19 protein-coding genes are annotated in these 18,847 nt (G+C 50.6%); 1 reads left to right on the top strand and 18 read right to left on the bottom strand.

Going from position 1 to position 18,847, the window contains the following annotated elements:
- Window positions 1–43: 43 nt before the first annotated feature.
- Window positions 44–715, bottom strand: coding sequence for a DNA alkylation repair protein (locus DS743_RS05920; protein WP_035184187.1), 672 nt, complete (start codon window positions 713–715; stop codon window positions 44–46).
- 145 nt (window positions 716–860) lie between these two features.
- Here DS743_RS05920 and brnQ point away from each other — a divergent pair, with 145 nt between their 5' ends.
- Window positions 861–2,201 (top strand): branched-chain amino acid transport system II carrier protein, encoded by a 1,341-nt coding sequence (gene brnQ / locus DS743_RS05915; protein WP_035183774.1) that lies wholly within the window; start codon window positions 861–863, stop codon window positions 2,199–2,201.
- Between the two features lie 166 nt (window positions 2,202–2,367).
- Here the strand turns inward: brnQ and DS743_RS05910 are convergent, their stop codons facing one another.
- The 17 genes from DS743_RS05910 to ligA all read right to left on the bottom strand — a co-directional run bounded on the left by DS743_RS05910 (window position 2,368) and on the right by ligA (window position 18,845).
- Window positions 2,368–2,988, bottom strand: coding sequence for a CadD family cadmium resistance transporter (locus DS743_RS05910; RefSeq protein ID WP_035183776.1), 621 nt, complete (start codon window positions 2,986–2,988; stop codon window positions 2,368–2,370).
- A gap of 635 nt (window positions 2,989–3,623) precedes the next feature.
- On the bottom strand, window positions 3,624–3,950 hold the full coding sequence (locus DS743_RS05905; RefSeq protein ID WP_013439158.1) for a putative quinol monooxygenase: 327 nt from the start codon (window positions 3,948–3,950) through the stop codon (window positions 3,624–3,626).
- A 40-nt stretch (window positions 3,951–3,990) separates the two neighbouring features.
- Complete coding sequence (locus tag DS743_RS05900) at window positions 3,991–4,599, bottom strand: DUF1349 domain-containing protein (protein WP_035183779.1); 609 nt, start codon at window positions 4,597–4,599, stop codon at window positions 3,991–3,993.
- A gap of 126 nt (window positions 4,600–4,725) precedes the next feature.
- Entirely contained in the window at window positions 4,726–5,376 is a 651-nt protein-coding gene (locus tag DS743_RS05895; RefSeq protein ID WP_003617051.1) for a Crp/Fnr family transcriptional regulator, read from the bottom strand.
- 24 nt (window positions 5,377–5,400) lie between these two features.
- The gene (locus DS743_RS05890) at window positions 5,401–5,682 is read right to left on the bottom strand and encodes a hypothetical protein (protein WP_035183782.1); all 282 of its coding nucleotides are present in this window, start codon (window positions 5,680–5,682) and stop codon (window positions 5,401–5,403) included.
- 50 nt (window positions 5,683–5,732) lie between these two features.
- Window positions 5,733–5,960 carry a heavy-metal-associated domain-containing protein gene (locus tag DS743_RS05885; protein ID WP_002878072.1) on the bottom strand — a complete coding sequence of 76 codons (228 nt, stop codon included), beginning with the start codon at window positions 5,958–5,960 and terminating at the stop codon, window positions 5,733–5,735.
- A gap of 25 nt (window positions 5,961–5,985) precedes the next feature.
- Window positions 5,986–7,911: a heavy metal translocating P-type ATPase gene (locus tag DS743_RS05880; RefSeq protein WP_035183785.1), complete on the bottom strand. Its 1,926-nt coding sequence runs from the start codon at window positions 7,909–7,911 to the stop codon at window positions 5,986–5,988.
- A gap of 148 nt (window positions 7,912–8,059) precedes the next feature.
- The gene (locus tag DS743_RS05875; protein WP_035183787.1) at window positions 8,060–8,620 is read right to left on the bottom strand and encodes a hypothetical protein; all 561 of its coding nucleotides are present in this window, start codon (window positions 8,618–8,620) and stop codon (window positions 8,060–8,062) included.
- A 202-nt stretch (window positions 8,621–8,822) separates the two neighbouring features.
- Window positions 8,823–9,143, bottom strand: a complete 321-nt coding sequence (locus tag DS743_RS05870) for a hypothetical protein (protein WP_196768176.1) — start codon at window positions 9,141–9,143, stop codon at window positions 8,823–8,825.
- A gap of 264 nt (window positions 9,144–9,407) precedes the next feature.
- Window positions 9,408–10,754, bottom strand: coding sequence for a 23S rRNA (uracil(1939)-C(5))-methyltransferase RlmD (rlmD, locus tag DS743_RS05865; protein WP_035183789.1), 1,347 nt, complete (start codon window positions 10,752–10,754; stop codon window positions 9,408–9,410).
- A gap of 2 nt (window positions 10,755–10,756) precedes the next feature.
- Window positions 10,757–11,470, bottom strand: coding sequence for a TMEM175 family protein (locus DS743_RS05860; RefSeq protein ID WP_035183792.1), 714 nt, complete (start codon window positions 11,468–11,470; stop codon window positions 10,757–10,759).
- Between the two features lie 60 nt (window positions 11,471–11,530).
- Window positions 11,531–12,457 (bottom strand): diacylglycerol kinase family lipid kinase, encoded by a 927-nt coding sequence (locus tag DS743_RS05855; protein ID WP_003617024.1) that lies wholly within the window; start codon window positions 12,455–12,457, stop codon window positions 11,531–11,533.
- Window positions 12,458–12,492: 35 nt separating this feature from the next.
- Window positions 12,493–13,923: an Asp-tRNA(Asn)/Glu-tRNA(Gln) amidotransferase subunit GatB gene (gene gatB, locus DS743_RS05850; RefSeq protein WP_003617022.1), complete on the bottom strand. Its 1,431-nt coding sequence runs from the start codon at window positions 13,921–13,923 to the stop codon at window positions 12,493–12,495.
- A 5-nt stretch (window positions 13,924–13,928) separates the two neighbouring features.
- Window positions 13,929–15,371: an Asp-tRNA(Asn)/Glu-tRNA(Gln) amidotransferase subunit GatA gene (gatA, locus tag DS743_RS05845; protein WP_035183794.1), complete on the bottom strand. Its 1,443-nt coding sequence runs from the start codon at window positions 15,369–15,371 to the stop codon at window positions 13,929–13,931.
- Entirely contained in the window at window positions 15,371–15,676 is a 306-nt protein-coding gene (gene gatC / locus DS743_RS05840) for an Asp-tRNA(Asn)/Glu-tRNA(Gln) amidotransferase subunit GatC (RefSeq protein WP_035183796.1), read from the bottom strand. The genes gatA and gatC overlap by 1 nt, the downstream gene beginning before the upstream one ends.
- Before the next feature lie 11 nt (window positions 15,677–15,687).
- Window positions 15,688–16,833 carry a CamS family sex pheromone protein gene (locus DS743_RS05835; RefSeq protein ID WP_035183797.1) on the bottom strand — a complete coding sequence of 382 codons (1,146 nt, stop codon included), beginning with the start codon at window positions 16,831–16,833 and terminating at the stop codon, window positions 15,688–15,690.
- Complete coding sequence (gene ligA, locus DS743_RS05830) at window positions 16,830–18,845, bottom strand: NAD-dependent DNA ligase LigA (protein ID WP_035183798.1); 2,016 nt, start codon at window positions 18,843–18,845, stop codon at window positions 16,830–16,832. Before ligA ends, DS743_RS05835 begins: the two co-directional genes overlap by 4 nt.
- Between the last annotated feature and the right edge of the window lie 2 nt (window positions 18,846–18,847).

Below are 18,847 nucleotides of genomic sequence, written 5' to 3'. Positions count from 1 at the left end.
TTTTTGTCACTCTTATCTGCTTACTTATCATTACCTGCAGCAACTAGATATACTTGCTGCCCTCCCGCCGGCTTAAGGCAGAGAGATCGCGGGAAGCCACGTATTCCCTGACCCAGGCCGGGTTGGTCTTGGAGTAGTCCCTTAGAGCCCAGCCGATAGCCTTGTTGATAAAAAATTCCTGGCTGCCTAAGTTACGGTCGATAATTTTGCCCAAAAGGTTCGGGTCAGTTGCTTCTTTTAAGCCCATCTGGAATTCAATCGCCGTCCGCCTAACCCAGAAGTCGGGATCTTGAGCCCAGGCCAGCATGAGGGCTGCCGTCTTTTCCTTGTTTTCCTCATCTTTGATAAAAATCTGACCTGCCAGTTTGACCAGGCTGTCGACGCTGTCCCACCAGGACTTGGTCTCAGCCAGTTGCTTGATTTTTGGTAAGTCCTTAAAAGTCAGCTGCTTTTGGACTTTCTTCAAGTAGTCCAGGGCAAAGTACTGCATTTCCCGGTAGTCATCTTTAAAGCAGAGGTCAACCAGGTCCCAGGCGATTTCTTCCTTAGTCACGCTCTTTAAAAAGGGCTTGGATAATTCCCGCCGCGTTGGCGTCTTGAGCCCATAGAAGGGAAAAAGATTTCGCATGTACTTGCCCATGGCCTGGGCATTTTCTTTGTTAGCCCCGGCCGCATAAGCCTTTTTAACCGCCTGGTACTTTTCAAAAGGGGGCATCATTTCACTATGTTTTCATCTTTCTGTCAGTTGTATGGTAAAATATAAGCTATTGTGTGCTTTAGCACAATAGTTTTCAAATTTATATTTTCTAGTTTTTAATTTCTATGTATTGTTATTTTAACTTGGTTTATGGAGGATCAACATGAAAGAAAAGCTGACGCATGCTGAGTCGCTGACGATTTCCAGCATGCTCTTTGGCCTCTTCTTCGGGGCCGGAAACCTGATTTTTCCTGCCTACCTGGGGGAAGCCAGCGGAGCCAACCTCTGGATCTCCCTCTTGGGCTTCCTGATCACCGGGGTGGGCCTGCCCCTTTTGGCCATCGCCTCATTAGGGATGACCAGGTCAGAAGGGCTTTTAGACCTCAGTGGCCGGGTCAGCCACAAGTACAGCTACTTCTTTACCTGCCTTTTGTACTTGACCATCGGGCCCTTCTTCGCCATTCCCCGCTGCTTCACGGTTCCTTTTGAGACCGGGATCTCGGCGCTTTTGCCCAGCGGGATGGCAAAAAGCACCGGCCTCTTTATTTTCTCACTGATCTTCTTCGCGATCATGCTTTTCTTCTCTTTAAGACCAGGGCGGATCATGGACTGGATCGGCAAGTTTCTGACTCCGGCCTTCTTGCTCTTTTTCTTCTTTATCATGATCATGGCGCTGCTGCATCCCTTGGGCAACTATCATGCAGTTAAGCCGGTCGGCGAATACGCCAGCGCCCCACTAATCAGCGGGGTCTTGGCCGGCTACAACACCATGGACGCTTTGGCAGGCCTGGCTTTTGGCATCATCGTCATCTCCAGCATCCGGACCTTTGGGGTTACCAAGCCGGAAAAAGTTGCTTCCGCGACTTTGAAGACCGGGGTCCTCACTTGCCTTTTGATGGCGGTGATCTACGCCATTACTGCCCTGGTCGGAGCCCAGAGCCGGACTGACTTGGGCTTAGCTGCTAACGGCGGGGAAGCCCTGTCCCAGATTGCCCGCCACTACTTCCCAGGTCTGGGGGCAGTAATTTTTGCCTTGATGATCTTCGTGGCCTGCCTTAAGACGGCCATCGGCCTTATCACGGCCTGTAGCGAGACCTTCGTGGAAATGTTCCCGAAGACCCTGTCTTACAACAAGTGGGCCATTATCTTCAGCCTCCTGGCCTTTGGGATTGCCAACGTGGGCTTGACCACCATCATTTCCTTCTCCCTGCCAGTCTTGATGCTGCTTTACCCGCTGGCGATCTCCTTGATCCTGCTGGCACTGACCAGCGAGGTCTTCGACTTTAAGCAGGTCGACTACCAGATTATGACGGCGGTCACCTTCCTTTGCGCCCTGGGAGACTTCTTTAAGGCCCTGCCGGCAGGGATGCAGGTCAAGGCTGTTATTAGCCTTTACGGCCGCCTCCTACCCCTTTACCAGGATGGCCTGGGCTGGCTGGTTCCAGTCGCTGTTACCTTCGTTATTTTAGCCATTAAGGCTGCTATCAGCAAAAAACGCGCCTAACGCGAAAACAGAGTTTCCCAAGCTAAAGAGGAAACTCTGTTTTTTTGTCATACCCAAAAAGAAGAAAAGACACCCACCTAAACTTAGATGAGTGTCTCAAAGCGGTTCCCTGTTCAAAGTCAATGCCTTAACTTAATGACATTGCCCATTTAAGGGGCTTTTTTATCTATAAAATAAAGTTTAGAAAAGTCTCTATCGTGCCACTTTCATACATGATGTATAGTCCAAGTGGAATGAATACTAAGGGCACAATGATTCGCTCGTATTTTTCAATTGTCTCGGATATTAACGGAATAGAGGATAGCACCCGACTAAGCTCGCAAAAGATAATTACGCCGATTGCAAACACAAGCAACGCCACGAGGGTCTGTGCCCAATCTAACGAAGCAAAATAAGGTGTATAGATACCTAAATTATCTCCGCCAGACGCAATTGTCAGCAATGTAACTGTCCAAAACAGTTGAGTTGCCTTACTTTGTTCTAATCTTTCAATAATTTCTTCCTCTTCTTCCTCCTCACCTTCTCCAACAATTGCAAAGCGAATCCCTAAATAGATAGGGATTAAACCAAGCAATCCAACCATCCATGCTTCAGGCACGAAATTGACGACATAAGCAGCAACTAAACTCACCCCTACAAGTAAGCCCGTGCCTAGATATTGCCCCGCATAAATATGCCATTTCTGTTTATTCTGTGATAGCTGTGCAAATAAAATAATCAAAACAATTAAATAATCTATACTGGTGGAAATATAAACACCAATAGCAGATATGATTGTCTGTCCCATAAAAAAACTCCTGTATTAGTCAGTAATAAATCAGCAGATTTTAGGAGAGCACAGACACATTAATTTAGCTATCGCTAGTGGGTAATGCCGGACGTAAGAAAGCATTTTATCCTCCTCAAAACGTAGTTACAAAATAGTTTCTAACTGGAATTCGGTGATTACTCCCAAGTAAAGTATAACCTACTATACTTTATAAGGTAAAGTGTGGGCTCTACGAGGTAGTAGCGTTCTCCCTTCCTACTGGGAGAACTGCTATTTTTCTGCGCCTATTATCCGGCTAGAAAAATCTCCGACGGGCTATTGCGTAGCGAGCGCATCTCATGCAGAACTCTACCCGAGCGGGGCAAGCTAGTGTTAGCTTAGCCACAAAAAATGAATTCAACTATTAGAATGCATTTTTTCAATCGATCTTCAGCAATAGGCTGAAGAATATAAGGGAAAGCAAGGTCACTCATAAACCTCCGCTTTACTTGGAGATGAGCTGCCTCCATCTAATCTATCAGATTTAATTTTCTCAACCGGACTTTAACAGCCAACATACTTAGACGAGATTCTCAATTGAATGGTGAAGCTGAAAGAAAAAGTGTTGAACGACTACTCCGTCGAGTAATCATCCAACACTAGATTAGTATGTTTCATTTTCTGATAAATTGCTCGTCGCCAGCTGCTTCTTCTGCTGAAACATAGCGCTCAACGCTCATGTGCAGGTCGTACTTCTCGCGCAGCTCAGCCAGCTGGCCCATCATCGGCGAAGCGTGGTGGACGTCCAGCGCCTCCTGGCTTTCCCAGCTGTCGATCAAGAGGATTGTTTCCGGGTCAGCGAGCGGCTGGAAGTACTCGTAGCGGAGGTTGCCGTCTTCTTCCCGGATGGCCTGGGCCACCCCGCTTGCTTCCATTTCTTCCGCAAACTTGCGGGCACTGCCGTTTTGCCCGTGGTAATAAAGATTGACTGTTAAGCTCATTTTTTCTCCTTTGCATTATCAGCTTCGTTTTATTTTTTCGCTATTCCAGATCAGCAGCCTGGCCATCATGCTTTTGCCACTGGCAGTCAGTTAATTCCAAGTGGCTGAAAGTAGCCTTGAAGGATGAATCTTCCGGGCTGCAGGCGTAGATGCCAAAGCGAACCGTCCCGCGGCCTTCCAGCAGGTGGCAAATCCGCATCTGCTTGTAGGTCACTCCGTCTTCTGAACATTCGATGCAGTAGTCATCTTCCCGGCGGCTGAGCCGATACCACATCGACTTGACCGTGGCCGGGATCTCGGTTGTCGCCCAGTCGGAATAGCCATGATTGGTTACCACGCTGCCCAGGTGCTGGAAGTCTTCATTCTCATATTCAATTGACCCCTTAAGCCAGTTTTCGCTGTCGAGGTACAGCACTACCCCGCATTGGTCAAAGCGATGATGACTGGCAAAGTCAGTTTTGACGATGAAAGAAAAGAACTTCTCATCACTGGACACTTGCAGAACCGGGGCATTGTCATTGCGGAAATGGTAGTAAGTCCGCTGCCACAAGTCCGTGTGCGGCTTGGTCACGATCTCAATCTTATCAGCTGAAATAGTATAGCTGGCTGGTTCTCTGGTCCAAGTCAGCTGGTCTACCGGAAACTTCATTTTTTCTCCCTTAACGCATCAAATTCTTATTCTGTTGCTTATTATAGCCTAAAATTCAAAAAATCTCCCTCTAGCATTTGATCTGCTAGAGGGAGATTTGCTCTCTATTAAAATTAAAATTTTTTGCTACAAGTCCAGCAGGCCGTCTTCGTCGAGGATTTTAACCTGCTTGCCTGTCCTTTTCAGATAGCCCATTTTTTCAAGGAGTTTGAATTTGCGGGAGAGGGTTTCGGGAGTAGTTCCCAAGTAAAGGGCAATATCTTTCATCTTCATGGACAGCTGAACCTGGTCGCTGCCAGCCACCTTAGCCAAGTCCAAAAGGTAGCTAGCCAGCCTTTCTTCGACCCGCTCCATGGCCAGGAATTTGGTCTGTCTTTCGGTGGCCAGCAGCTTCTGAGCGCTGAGTTCCAGCAGTTTGAGGGAGAGCTGGGGATTTTCCATGAGGACCCGGTTGAAGTCGGCCTTACTCAAGCTGCAGATTTCCGTATTCTCCATGGCCTGGCCGAAGAAGCTGTCGTTTTCCAGGCCAAAAAGCTGCGCTTCACCTTCATAGTCACCCGGCTGGGCAACCCGGAGCAGCTGCTCGCGGCCGCTGGCGGACAGCTGGTAAACCTTCATGTTTCCCCGGGCCACGATCTGCAGCTTTTCATCCCCTGGCTGAAAAATCATCTCACCTTTTTGATAGTGCCGGTGGCTGGCCAGGGAATTGATCTTAAGCTGATCTTTTTCAGGCAGGTCCGCGAATAAGGGAACCAGGCTGACACATATATGCTGCATTTTGCTCTCCTCTGCTGGTAAAAATTAGCCCTGGACCAAGTGATCGAATTCTTCCAGGGTCTGGTAGGTCTTAGTCATCGCCCCGCAGGCATCAGCCGGAATGGTGTAATCCGCGGTCAAGGACCGCAGCTTGCTGAAGTCGGCAGTTAAGTCTTCCTGGCCGGCTCTCACCTTCTTTTGAATGTCTTCGTAAATCTTGCGGACTTCAAAGACTTCCGGGTGGTGGGCGCCGTGGGCCTTGGTAATTGCTTGCGTATATAAGTCTAACATTTCATCGTTCTTGTCAAAAAATTCCTTGATCATCATTTTTCTCCTTTTTCTTGATTAGTCGTTTTTCTTGTTTTTGCTTTTTTCTCTTATTTAGCGCTGGCCTTCAAGACGTCATAGCCGATATTCTTCACGGCTTGAGTGATCGTGTCCAAATTGGTTTTTTCCGGGTCGAAGTTGACCTTGGCCTTGCTTGCGTTGAAGAGGACCTTGACGCTGGTCTTTTCAACCCCGTCAACATTGGCGATGGCCCCCGCGATCTTCTGCATGCAGGTCGGGCAGGCTAATGTTTCAAGTTGTAAAATTGCTTTTTTCATGATTTCTTGTCCTTTCTTTTTTCTATTAGATACTTTCTATGCCCTTAGTATACGGGCCTGTTGCTTGAGAAAAATTGTTTTCTATCAACTTTCGCGATTTTTGTAATTTTGACCGGTAGGCCAGAAGGCGCATGGCGTTTAAGATTACAACCAGGATACTGCCTTCGTGGACAAACATCCCGATGGCCATGTTCATCCATGAGCTGGCTAACACGCTGACCAGCAGGACGGCTACGACAGCCAGGGCGATGGTGATGTTCTCAATCATGTTCCGCCGGGTGGCCTTAGCCAGGGCCAGGGCCCGCGGAATCCGGTCAAAGCTGCCGTTCATGAGGACCACATTTGAAGTCTCAATTGCCACGTCAGTCCCGCTGCCCATGGCAATCCCGATGTCTGCCCGGGCCAGTGACGGACTGTCGTTGATCCCGTCGCCGACAAAGGCCACGATTTCACCGGCTGCCTGCCGCTTTTTGACAAATTCGGCCTTGTCTTCTGGCAAAAGCTGGCCATATGCCTCAGTGAGGCCCAGTTCTTCCGCTACCAGGTCAACCGTCTTCTGGTTGTCACCGGACAAGAGGAACAGGTTCTTGACACCCAGCTTCTTTAAAGCAGCCAGGTCTTCCTTGACCCCGGCCCGGATCTCGTCCTTTAAGCCCAAAGCAAGTTCCAGCTGCCCGTTTACAGCCACCAGAACCAGGGAATTGCCAGCACTTGCCAGCTCTTCCATGTCCTTTTCCATTTCTTTTGTAACTGGGACATGGTACTCGTCAAGCAAGTAGCGGTTGCCGACCAGGACCTGCTGGCCAGCTACTTGAGCAACGATCCCGCCGCCCTGGAGGACCTGGGAAGCTTCAACTTCTTTAGCTTCCAGGTCTTCATAGTAGCCAGTGATGGCTTTCGCCAAAGGGTGGGCAGATTCTTTTTCCACGCTGACCAAAAGCTGTTCAGCCAGCTGGCCCTGGCCGTACTTTTTCACCTGGCTGACCCGGGGGTCGCCGTAAGTCAAGGTCCCGGTCTTGTCGAACATGATCGTGTCGACCTTGCTGAACTTGGTGATGACTTCACTGCCTTTAAAAAGGATTCCCTGCTTGGCACCATTGCCGATTCCGGCCACGTTGGAGACCGGAACCCCGATAACCAAGGCACCCGGGCAGCCAAGAACCAGAATGGTTACAGCCAGTTCCAGGTCTTGGCTGATGAGGCCAACAATAATGGCCAGGAGCAGGACGACTGGGGTGTAGTACTTGGAGAAACGGTCAATTAGACGCTCAGCCTGGGACTTGGAGTCCTGGGCTTCTTCGACCAGTTCGATGATCTTGCCAAAAGTCGTTTCATCCCCGACTTTTTCCGCCTTGATCCGGATGGTCCCGTTTTCCAAAATAGTACCGGCATAGACCGGGTCGCCGGGCTTTTTGCCTAAAGGCATGGATTCACCGGTAATGCTGGCTTCGTTGGCCGTCCCGGAACCGGAGACGACTTCCCCGTCAACCGGGATCTTGCCGCCGGTCTTGACCAAAAGGATGTCCCCTTCGTCCAGGTCGTCTAAGTCAACTTCTTCAAAGTCGCCGTCTGCCGTCTGCCGGAGGGCGGTTTCTGGCACCATCTCCACCAGTTCCTTGATGGCTGACCGGGTCTTGGCCAGGGTCCTTTGTTCAAGGTAAGCCCCAAACAAGAAGAGGAAGGCCACGATGGCGGATTCTTCGAATTCCTGGATGACGAAGGCACCTAAGATGGCCAGGGTCACCAGCAAGTCGATACTGATGACTTTGACTTTCAGGGCCTGCCAAGCGGATGCGGCGATCGGGAAGCCGCCGATGAGGGAGGCGGCCAGGAGCAGGCCGGACTCTGCTGTTTCACTTTTAAATAACCATTTTGCGGCAAAGGCCAGGACGATTAAGATGCCCGTAATTGCCGTCAGCCGGTTGCGATTTTTCATTAACCATTTTTGCATTGATCTTTTGACCTCCTTGCTTTGATGCTTTTAATATACCGGGAAAGCAGGATTTCCCAATTGATTTCTATCAAGATCGGGATTTTTACAAAAATTTTTTTACGAAAAAAGCCATCCAGGGGAATTTGATCCTCTGAATGGCTTAGTTTTAGTCGACGCGGTTGATTTTACCAGCCGCGATTGGAAGAGTGACGTGTTGGTCGTAATGGTCGTTGATCTTGCCGCCAACGCTTTCTGGCAATTCCAGGTCAGCTGGCACGCCGTGGATGTAGACCACCCGCTTGTCCAGGGCCAGATCCTGGTCATTGAAGACTTCCTTGAACTTGGCTTCCAGCTTGGCTAAGTCGACATCTTTTTCATAGCTGTAGTAGCCGTTTGCGTCGGCAACTGGGTAGTTGTCGTTGGGGATGCACATTTCGTGCGGAGCCGCGTCCAGGGGCACCATAGTCGTGCCGGAGACCGGTTCGGTTTCCACGAGGTCGATAAAGCCGTCCTGGTTAGTGTCCTGGGCAAGGGTTGGCACTTGGGCATCCTTGCCGTCCGGGAAGCCATGGAAGTGTTCCCAGTGCTGGATGTTAGCCGGGGTGTCGAACATCTCCAGCTTGATGTGAAGCTTGTCAGCCTCAGTCGTGAATTCTACGTAGCCATGAGCCTGGCTGCCAATTTTTTCTGCGTTAAGAGCCGTAATGTCGGCGCGGTATTTAGTCATATTTTTTCCTCAACAAATCATAGTTATCGCTTTAACGTTACTTTAACGTTAAAGGGAGTTTTAACTACTTAAAAATAAGTACATCACGTCATGATTATCATAATTATCATGACTATCATGACTACATTGAGTATACCATATAATAAGCTTGCTTGCTATTTATAAAATAACGACTTAATGGAATAAGTTTTATATAAAAATATCAACTATCTACTGTCAGCGTACTGGCCCCTGTCGAAAACTGCATCCCGCAAAACTCCCTCCCGCTTGAAACCAGCCCGCAGGTAGGCTTTTTCCGCGCGGGGATTAAAAGAGAAGACGTCCAGTTCAAGCCGGTGGAGATGCGGAAGTTAGCCCGACGCAGGTCCCAGTCGATTTCATTAATTACGCTCTCGCCAATAATTTTACCGTTCGGATCTATAATCAAGAAGAAGTATCTGTCCGTTTCTTCGATAGCTTTTAGGAAAAAAGAAGTCACTTCTTCCTTGGTAAAATGCTCTTTGCAGCCAGTCAGTCTGGACACTTCCTGTCCAAGGGACAGTAGTTCTGGAAATAATAATCGTCTACATCACTGGCCTTTGCCAGGCGGATTGTAAAGCCATCTTTTTGCCAAGTTGTCTTACTCCTTTCGTCCAGCCAGCTCTTTTTTCGTCCAATTTTGCCCGATTTTGGACGAAAGAGCAAATAATTGGACAAGAAAGTCCCCTCACGCTTAAACATGAAGGGACTCTTCTTTATCTTAGTCGGTAACTTAGTCACTTATCTTTTCGTCGGTTGACCGACTAAGTTATTCTTTCGTCAGCACGGTCACGCATTCCACATGTGGCGTCTGCGGGAACATGTCTACCGGGGAAACCAGGTCAGTCGTGTAACCAGCCTCCATCAAGAGCTGCATGTCCCGTACCAGCGTTGCCGGGTTGCAGGAGATGTAGACAACCTTCTTTGGACCAGTCTTAACCGCGGCATCGATAAATTCCTTGGTCAAGCCTTTTCTCGGCGGGTCGACAAAAATCACATCCGTCTTCAAGCCTTCAGCTGCCCACTTCGGCATCAGTTCTTCCGCCTTGCCGGCATAGTACTTGGCATTGTGGATCTGGTTGAGCCGGGCGTTGTTCTTGGCGTCCTTAACCGCTGCCTTAACCACTTCAACCCCGCGGACTTCCTTAACGTACTTGGCTGCGGACAGACCGATCGTCCCGATCCCGGAGTAGGCATCAACAATCAAATCGTCCTTAGTCAGACCTGCCTGGTCAATAGCCAGCTTGTACAAACGCGGCGTCTGCAAAGAATTAATCTGGAAGAAGGACTGCGGCGAGATTTCAAAAGTCAAATCACCAATCTTGTCATCAATGTATCTCTTCCCCCACAAATGGTAGTCGTGTTCACCCAAGATGACATTGGTTCTCTTCGGGTTATGGTTGAGGAAGATCGACTTCACCCCGGCGATTTCCTTAATTTCATCTACTACCGCGTGCAGGCCTGGGAAGTCCCGGTCCAGACAAACCAGGACGACCATCATGTCGCCCGTAGCCGTCCCCCGGCGGACTTCCAGATATCTTACCTGTCCTTGATGCTTTTCTTCGTCATAGGCCGGAATCCGCTTTTCCCGCAAGATATCTCTGACTGCTAGCAATACCCGGTCAATTTCCGGATCATTGGTGAAAAAGTCCTCCAGCGGCACTAGGTCATGTGAGTGCCGGCGGAAAAAGCCAATCTCCAGCTGCCCCTTAACCATTCTGACCGGTACCTGGGCCTTGTTTCTGTAGCCAGTTTCCAAGGGACTTGGCAAAGTTTCCGCTACCTTGATCTGGTCCAAGTGGGCCTTGCTCAAAAGCTCCTTAACCTGCTTTTGCTTGAATTCCAGCTGCTTGTCGTACTTCAAATGAGCCAGGCTGGTCAGGCCGGTTTGCACGTACTGGCGGAGAGGCACCTTGACCCGGTCCGGGCTTTCCTTGACGATCTCAGAAATTCTGGCAAAAGCATAGCTCTTCTTGTCCTTCAAAATCTGCGCCTTGACCACTTCACCCGGCAGGGCGTTGTTGACAAAGACCGTTTCGCCATTAACATGGCCGACCCCCATGGCTTCATATGACAAGTCGGTGATTTCGACTTCGACGATTTCATTTTTCTTCATGATTATTTATCTCCTTTGCGGGCCCGCTGGCTCCGGTTATCTGGCATGACAAAGTTGATGATTGGGAAGGCCAGATACAAAATCATCCCCAACCTTGGCTGGACGAAAGATATCAAAATAAAGACCAAATTGAGCAGGAAGAGCCAGATGAAGCGCAGCCAGGAAAACCGACCCCAGAACTTCCGGAATGTCTTGATATGCGGCAGTGAGCTCCGCATCCCCACAATTTCCGTTGCCAGTTCAAAAATCTGGACCAAAAAATAGACGATCCCATAACAGACCACGCTCAAGACCGATAAATCCCCCATGATCCACTTTGTCATGACGGGAATCAGCGACAGACTGGCCAAAAAGGCAAAGTCACAGACCATGGTCATCTTGCCGGCCCGCATGATATGGAAACTGAAGGTATAGTGGATTTCATACCAGAAATTGGCTACTACGAAAAATGAAATCAAGTATATAAAAATCTGGCTGAAAAAATCCTGGTAGGCACTCTTGGACAAGGGATCCGCGATCTCCACCAACACAATGGTGATGATAATGGCAATTACCCCGTCGTTAAACGTCATCACGTGTTCGGCCAATTTGGCTCCGGACTCCTTAATGGCCTTTTCCCGGTACTGGCGCAGCTGATCCCACTCGCTCTGCTCTTCTGGCGACAGAGGCTGCAGAGACCGCTTTCTTGCTAATTTTTTCTTTATATTGGTTATCATGCTTTTCCTCTAAACACAAAAATAGAGTCTGACAGAAGGTCAAACTCTATTATAACAGTTCTAACCGACGTAGAATTCGATCCGTTCCCGCAAGTTTTCAAAAGTTACCGGGAACATGCCGCCTTCTTCCCCGTCCAGGTTGACGGAAAGTTTGTCATCGCGGTTGTGGCCGATCAATTCCGCCTTCAGACTGGTCGTCTTGGTGTAGATGATGTTCGGGTCGTCCACGTGCTTGCCGTTCAAAGCCAAAGCCATCAGCCGGAGCAGGTTGCCCGGGTCGCTTGGCTTGACCACGATCAGCTGGAAGAGACCGTCTGAAAGTTCCGCGTTTGGCATGATCTTTTCAAAACCGCCAATGGAGTTAGTCATCCCCAATAAAAGCAGAGACAGCTTGCCTTCGTAAACGCCCTTGTCAAAAGTCAGCCGCATTTCGCATTCGCTGAGGTTTGGCAGCATTTCCGCCCCCTTGATCAGGTAGGCAGCGTAGCCCAGGGCGGACTTGACGTCTGAAGAAACCCCGTAGGTCAGTTCCGCCAAAGAGCCAGCAGCAGCGATGTTGACGAAGTACTTCTGGCTGCCGTCGCCGAAGTCGGCCCGGCCCACGTCCATCTTCTGCACCTTGTCCTTAAGAATCACTTTAGCCGCCGCAACCACGTCGTCGCGCGGAATCTTCAAGGCTCTGGCGTAGTCGTTGGTCGTCCCTGCCGGGATGATGGCCATGCGCGGGCGCTCTTCCTTAGGCAAAAAGGCGATCCCGCTCACAACTTCGTTGATCGTGCCGTCCCCACCGGCGGCCACGACCAGTGAAAAACCGTCCTTGGCTACCCGGGTTGCTTCATTTTGAGCACTAAGCGGAGCTGGCGTGGTTCTGAATGCACTGGCTTCATAACCCGCTTGTTCCAAAATATCCAAAATATCAGAAACGTTCTTCGGCATCTGTTCATGCCCTGAGACCGGATTGTAAATCAAGCGCGCGCGCTTAGTCATCTGCTTCACCTTTTTCTAAAAAATTTTCTCCTGCCTTAACGGCTGGCCAGGTCGGCCAATAGGAGCTTGTTGATCACCTTAGGGTTGGCCTTGCCCCGGGTCTGCTTCATGATTTGCCCAACCAGGAAGCCGATAGCCCGGTCCTTACCGTTCTTGTAGTCTTCGACAGACTGCGGGTTGGCGTCAACAACTTCCTTGACCATTGGTGCCAGGACGCTTTCGTCTGACAATTGCGCCATGCCGTTTTCTTCAACGTACTTCTTCGGGTCAGTGCCGTTGGCAACAGTTTCCGCGAAGACCTTCTTGGCGATCTTGGATGAGATCGTCCCGTCAGAAATCAGCTTGATCATGGCTGCCAGGTTTTCTGGAGTCAAGGCAATGTCCTTGAGTTCAGCATGCTTTTCGTTCAAGTAGCCGTTAACCTGGGTGTTCATCCAGTTGGCTGCTTGTTGCGGGTCAGCACCAGCTGCTACAGTAGCGTCAAAGAAGTCTGAGCTTTCCTTGTTTTGCAGCAAAACATTCGCGTCGTATGGCTTAAGGCCGTATTCATCAACGTAGATCTTCCGCCGTTCGTCAGCCGTCTTTGGCAAGTTGGCCGCGATTTCATCAACCCATTCCTGCTTGATGTGGTATGGAGGCAGGTCTGGTTCTGGGAAGTAACGGTAGTCCGCGTCCCCTTCCTTGACACGTTCCAGGACAGTCTTGCCCGTGTTGGTGTCAAAACGGCGGGTAGACAGGCGAACCCGGCCACCGGACAGGAGGATTTCCTGCTGGCGCTTTTGTTCGTAAGCCAGGGACAGACGGACGTGTTCAAAGGAGTTCAGGTTCTTCATTTCAACCTTGGTCCCTAATTCCTTCTGGCCAGCTGGGCGGATGGAGATGTTGGTGTCAATTCTCATTGACCCTTCCTCCATCTTAACGTCAGAAGCCCCGGTAAATTGCACGATTTCCCGCAGCTTTTCCAGGTAGGCAACAGCTTCGTCCGGGTCAGTCATTTCTGGTTCAGAAACAACTTCCAAAAGCGGTACCCCTTGCCGGTTGTAGTCAACGTAGGAGAAGCCGTTGGTCCCGTGGGTGTTCTTACCGGCGTCTTCTTCGATGTGCATTTCGTGGATATGGATCTTCTTCTTCTTGCCGTGAACTTCGACTTCAACATAGCCGTTTTCAGCCAGTGGCTTGAAGAATTGAGTGATTTGGTAAGCCTTTGGGTTGTCCGGGTAGAAGTAGTTCTTCCGGTCAAAATGGGTTACCGGGTTAATGTGAGAGTGGGTGGCCAAAGCGACCATCAAGCCCAGGCGGTAGACTTCCTTGTTAACCATTGGCAAGGTACCTGGGTAACCCCAGTCAATAACGTTGGTTTCGGTGTTTGGCTTGGCCCCGTAAGTTACTGGTGAAGGTGAAAAGATCTTGCTCTTGGTCTTCAACTCAAAGTGGACTTCCAGACCGATAGTTGACGTAAAATTCATTTAAATTAATCCTCCAATCCAGCTGGTGTTTGTTCGTAGAACTTGTTGTTGCGTTCGATGAAGTCAGCTACTTGGAAGACATGGCCTTCGTCAAAGCGCTTGGCCATGATTTGGAAGCCGACCGGCATCCCCGTCGTTTCGCTCAAGCCGGCTGGCACGCTGGCTGCCGGAATCCCGGCCATGTTGGCGGAAATCGTCAAGATGTCGTTGTTGTACATCTTGATCTGGTCAGAAATTTCTGAGTTCAAGTCAAAAGCAGTTTCGGTAGAAACCGGCCCGACAATAACATCGTTGTCTTCGAAGATCTTGTCGAAGTCTTGACAAATTAAAGTTCTTACCTTGGCCGCCTGCAGGAAGAACTTGTCGTAAGCGCCGGCGGACAGGGCGAAGGAACCCAGCATGATTCTCCGCTTTACTTCGTCGCCAAAGCCTTCTGACCGGGACTTGAGGAAGACTTCGTCCAGGTTCTTGGCTTCTGCCCGGTAACCGTAACGGATCCCGTCGTAACGTTCCAGGTTGGCTGAAGCTTCACTGGAAGCTATGATGTAGTAAGTTGGCACCACATACTTGGTGTGCGGCAGGGAAACTTCATTGATGATGGCCCCGTTTGCCCGCAGAAGTTCGATTTGGGCTTCAACTGCCTTGCGGACGCCTTCTTCAACGGCGTCGCTCATGTATTCCTTAGGAACGGCAACCCGCAGGCCCTTGACGTCCTTGCCCAGGAAGCTGGTGTAGTCTGGGACTTCTTTTTCTGAAACAGTAGCGTCGCGGTCATCAGCCCCGGCGATCACGTTCAGAACTTCAGCTGAGTCCTTGACCCGCTTGCTCATCACCCCGATTTGGTCCAGTGATGAGGCAAAAGCGATCAAGCCCCAGCGGGATACCCGGCCGTAAGTCGGCTTGATCCCGAAGATACCGTTGAAAGATGCTGGCTGGCGGATTGAACCACCGGTGTCACTACCCAGGGCAGCAACCACTTCACCGCTGGCAACAGCCGCTGCAGAACCACCGGATGAACCGCCTGGCACCTTGTTTAAGTTCCATGGGTTCTTGGTGGCACCGAAGTAAGAAGTTTCAGTGGATGACCCCATGGCGAATTCGTCCATGTTGGTCTTGCCGATGATGGTAGCTTGGGCTGCCTTCAGCTTGGCAACAACAGTTGATTCGTAAACTGGTTCAAAGTTGTACAAAATGTGGCTGGCTGCCGTCGTCTTCAAGCCATTGGTGATGATGTTGTCCTTGATGGCAATCGGCACGCCGGCCAATTTGTTTTTAAAGTCAAGGTCTTCTGCTGGCTTGGCGTCTTCATTTACAGTGATAAAGGCGTTTATCTTTTCGTCAGTCTTCTTGATGTTGGCGATGGTGTCCTTGGCCAATTGGTCAGCAGAAACAGCGCCGCTCTTCAGCTTGTAGTTTAAGGAATCGATCGTTTCGTTTAAGTAGTTCATTATTGGTTATCATCCTTATCGATAATTACAGGTACCTTGACAAAACCATTGCTCTTGTCAGGAACGTTCTTCATCATTTCTTCGCGGGTCTGCCACTTTTCAGGAACGTCTTCTCTGAAGACAGTGTCGCGATCAACTACTTGCACCGTTTCTTCAACGCCAGTCGTGTCAACGGCTTGAAGTTCTTCTGCCATTTCCAGAATCTTCCCCATTTGCGAGGTGAACTTGGCCAGTTCTTCTTCGCCGAATTCAAGCTGGGCTAATGCCGCAACGTGCTTGATAGTATCATTTGTTACCTTTTCCACTTATGTACCTCCTAATTACCGCCATAGATGTGCATCCGATAAGACCCGGTAGCCGTTTCCTTGGCGACGACCGCTTGGGTGTCGTTGACCGAGGAAATGGTGATTTCAACCGGTGAGCTGGTTCCCAGATACTTCTTTGCCCGGCTCATAACCGTCTGGGCAAAGCTTTGTACCTGCAGATAGCCATAGAACTGCGTGGTGATGGCGATGCTTTCGTAAGCCAGCTTGCCATCGTAGTAGCGCAGAGTGGCCGTGACCCCGGAAACGTTCGGGAAGTAATCCTCAATTTCATCCTTAAAGCTGGTGAATTTGGATTCGTCACTGGCACTGACCGCGCTGGCTCCATCGACTGTCGGCAGCACCTGGGTCTTTTCGTTCACGGGATTCCATTTAGATATTTTACTACTATTTGCGCTAGCTGTCCCATATGAGAAGTAAGTTCCCCCAACTAATGAGTCGGTGTCGGTCTTAGAGAAAAGGCCAACCATGATCGGGATATTCTTAAGCTTCTTCTTGGCGTGCAAGCGGGAGACGATCGTGTTGGCCGTCTTCTGCCCGAAGGCCCGCCGCTTGGCCAGGGAAATCTTAGTGCTGTATTCGGCCCCGTCAGTCGTCTTGGTGTAGTAGTCGACTGAGTTGAGGCCCAGGCTGATGCTGATGCCGGCCAGCTTATAGCTGGACCCGCTCTTGACATAGAAGTCTTCTTCCATGATCTGCTGCAAGATGATCGGGTTTCTGGTCGTTGACCCGGTCTTGCCGTTGTTCTTGAGGTTCAGCCCCTCTTTGTTGCTCTTTGAATACCGGCCCAGCCAGTTGGTGACCGTCGTTTCGTCGAGCTGCTGGCCTTCCTGGATGACATAGTCCTTGGTTGAGAAGACCTTCTTGGAGACCCGGATCAAGCCCCGTTCCATGGCCGACTCGTCCACGCTGTTGTCATAGTTGGTGGCTTCCAGGCCGGAGATCGGGCTGGTCTTGTAGACCCCCTTTTTCAAAAGGACGGAGTAGCCGCCATCAGTGCTGGAAGTCGTCTCGTACTTCTTCGCCTTGCTGGTCGTCGTCGTTGAGTTGCTGGCCAGGTCGGAATTCTTCAAGTTGCCGCAAGCCGCCAGCAGAAGGCTGCAGCTTGCCAAAGTTATTGCCTGTAAAAATCTCTTCACTTTTCCGTGTCCTTCTCTTCGATCTTAGAGATTGCTTCTGCCTCCGTTAAGCGCGGAATATCCAGGGCTTCTGCCTTGGCCAGTTTGCTGCCGGCATCTTCCCCGTAAACCAGGCAGTCGGTCTTCTTGGAAACTGACCCGGTCACCTTGGCTCCCAAGGCCTGCAGCTTCTTGGTAAACTCCGCCCGGCTATAGTGGGCCAGTTTCCCGGTCAAGACCACCGTCTTGCCCTTGAAGAAGTTGTCTGCGGCTTCCCCGTCTTCGCCTAAGTAGTCCATGTTGACCCCGGCCTCTTCCAGCCGGGTCAGCAGCTTCTTGGCTTCTTCCTGCTGGAAGTAAGCCGTCAAAGACTCAGCAATCGTCATTCCTATTGTATCGATTGCCGTCAGTTCTTGCACGCTTGCTGAAGCGATTTTAGACATATTTTTAAATTTCTGGGCAATCAATTGGGCGGCTTTCCTGCCTACATTGTCGATCCCCAGGCCAAAGAGGACCAGCTCAACGGAATTCTTCCGGCTTTGGTCAATGGCCGCCAGAAGATTGTTGATCGACTTCTCCTTAAAGTGGTCCAGCTGGCTCAAGTCGTCGGCTGTCAGATAGTAAAGGTCAGCTACATTGTGCACCAGGTCCTTGGCGATCAGCTGCTTGACGATCTTTGGGCCAAGGCCAGCGATGTTCATGGCCTGCCGGGAGGCGAAGTGGGTAATCCCTTCTTCAACTTGGGCAGGGCAGGACGGGTTAATGCAGCGCAGGGCCACTTCTTCATTCAAGTGAACCAGGTCTTCCCCGCAGGAAGGGCACTTAGTTGGCACTTCATAGGGAACAGAGTCTTCTGGCCGCTTGCTTAAGACAACTTCGGAAATTTCCGGAATGATGTCGCCGGCCTTGTGCAGCTTGACCGTGTCGCCCAAGCGGACGTCCAGTTTGGCCAAAAGGTCCGGATTGTGCAAAGAGGCCCGGGCTACCGTGGTCCCGGCTAATCGCACCGGATCCATCACGGCAGTCGGGGTCACGACCCCGGTTCTTCCCACGGTCCATTCAATCTCCCGGACTACTGTTTCTTCTTCTTCCGGCGGGAACTTGTAGGCAATTTCCCAGCGGGGCACCTTGACGGTGTTGCCCAAGTCCGCCTGCAGGGCCAGATCATCGACTTTCAAGACAATGCCGTCGATCACGTAAGGCAGGCTGTCGCGCTTTTTGGTAAATTCGTCGATATAGTCGTAGACGTCTGCCAGATTTTCCAGCCGGCGGCCGTTTTCATTGGTGTGAAAGCCTAGCTTGGCCATCTCACAGATCGCCTGGTGCTGGGAGTCGATACCGGCTGGTGGGTTGATCCAGGTATAGATAAAGGTGCTCAGCTGCCGCTTTTTTGTCACCTTCGGGTCCAGCTGACGCAGAGAACCAGCCGCGGCGTTTCTCGGATTGGCAAAGATACTCTCCCCGGCCTCGTCCCGCTCCTGGTTCAATTTGGCGAAAGCCTCCTTGCTCATGTAGCATTCCCCCCGCACTTCAGTGGTAATGGCTTTCGGCAATTTCTGGGGCACGTCCTTGATATACTTGACATTCTTGGTCACATCTTCGCCAACCTGGCCATTGCCCCGGGTTGAGGCTCGCTTTAAGCGCCCTTCTTCATATTCCAAAGACAGGGACAGGCCGTCGATTTTCAATTCGACATTGTAGGCCACAGGGTGGCCGATTGCTTTTTGCACCCGCTGGTCAAATTCCGCCAGCTCTTCTTTGGAAAAAACGTCCCCCATCGACAGCATTGGCACTTGGTGCTCAACTTTGGGCAGGTCGCTGTTGACCTCGCCGCCGACCCTCTGGGTGATGGAGTCAGCTGACTTTAATTCCGGATAGGCAGCTTCCAGTTCCAGCAGGCGGGCGTATTTTTCATCATAAACGTGGTCTTCAACCACCGGAGCGTCCTGCTCATAGTAGGCCTTGGCCCACTGGTCCAGCTGGGCCCGCAATTGGCGGACTTCCTGTTTTGCTTCTTCTAAACTTTCAGCCATGC

The sequence above is a fragment of the Lactobacillus leichmannii genome, from assembly GCF_024701915.1.
GTDB lineage: Bacteria > Bacillota > Bacilli > Lactobacillales > Lactobacillaceae > Lactobacillus > Lactobacillus delbrueckii.
Note: the sequence above shows the minus strand (reverse complement) of the source record. Positions and strands in the feature narration are given on the sequence as shown.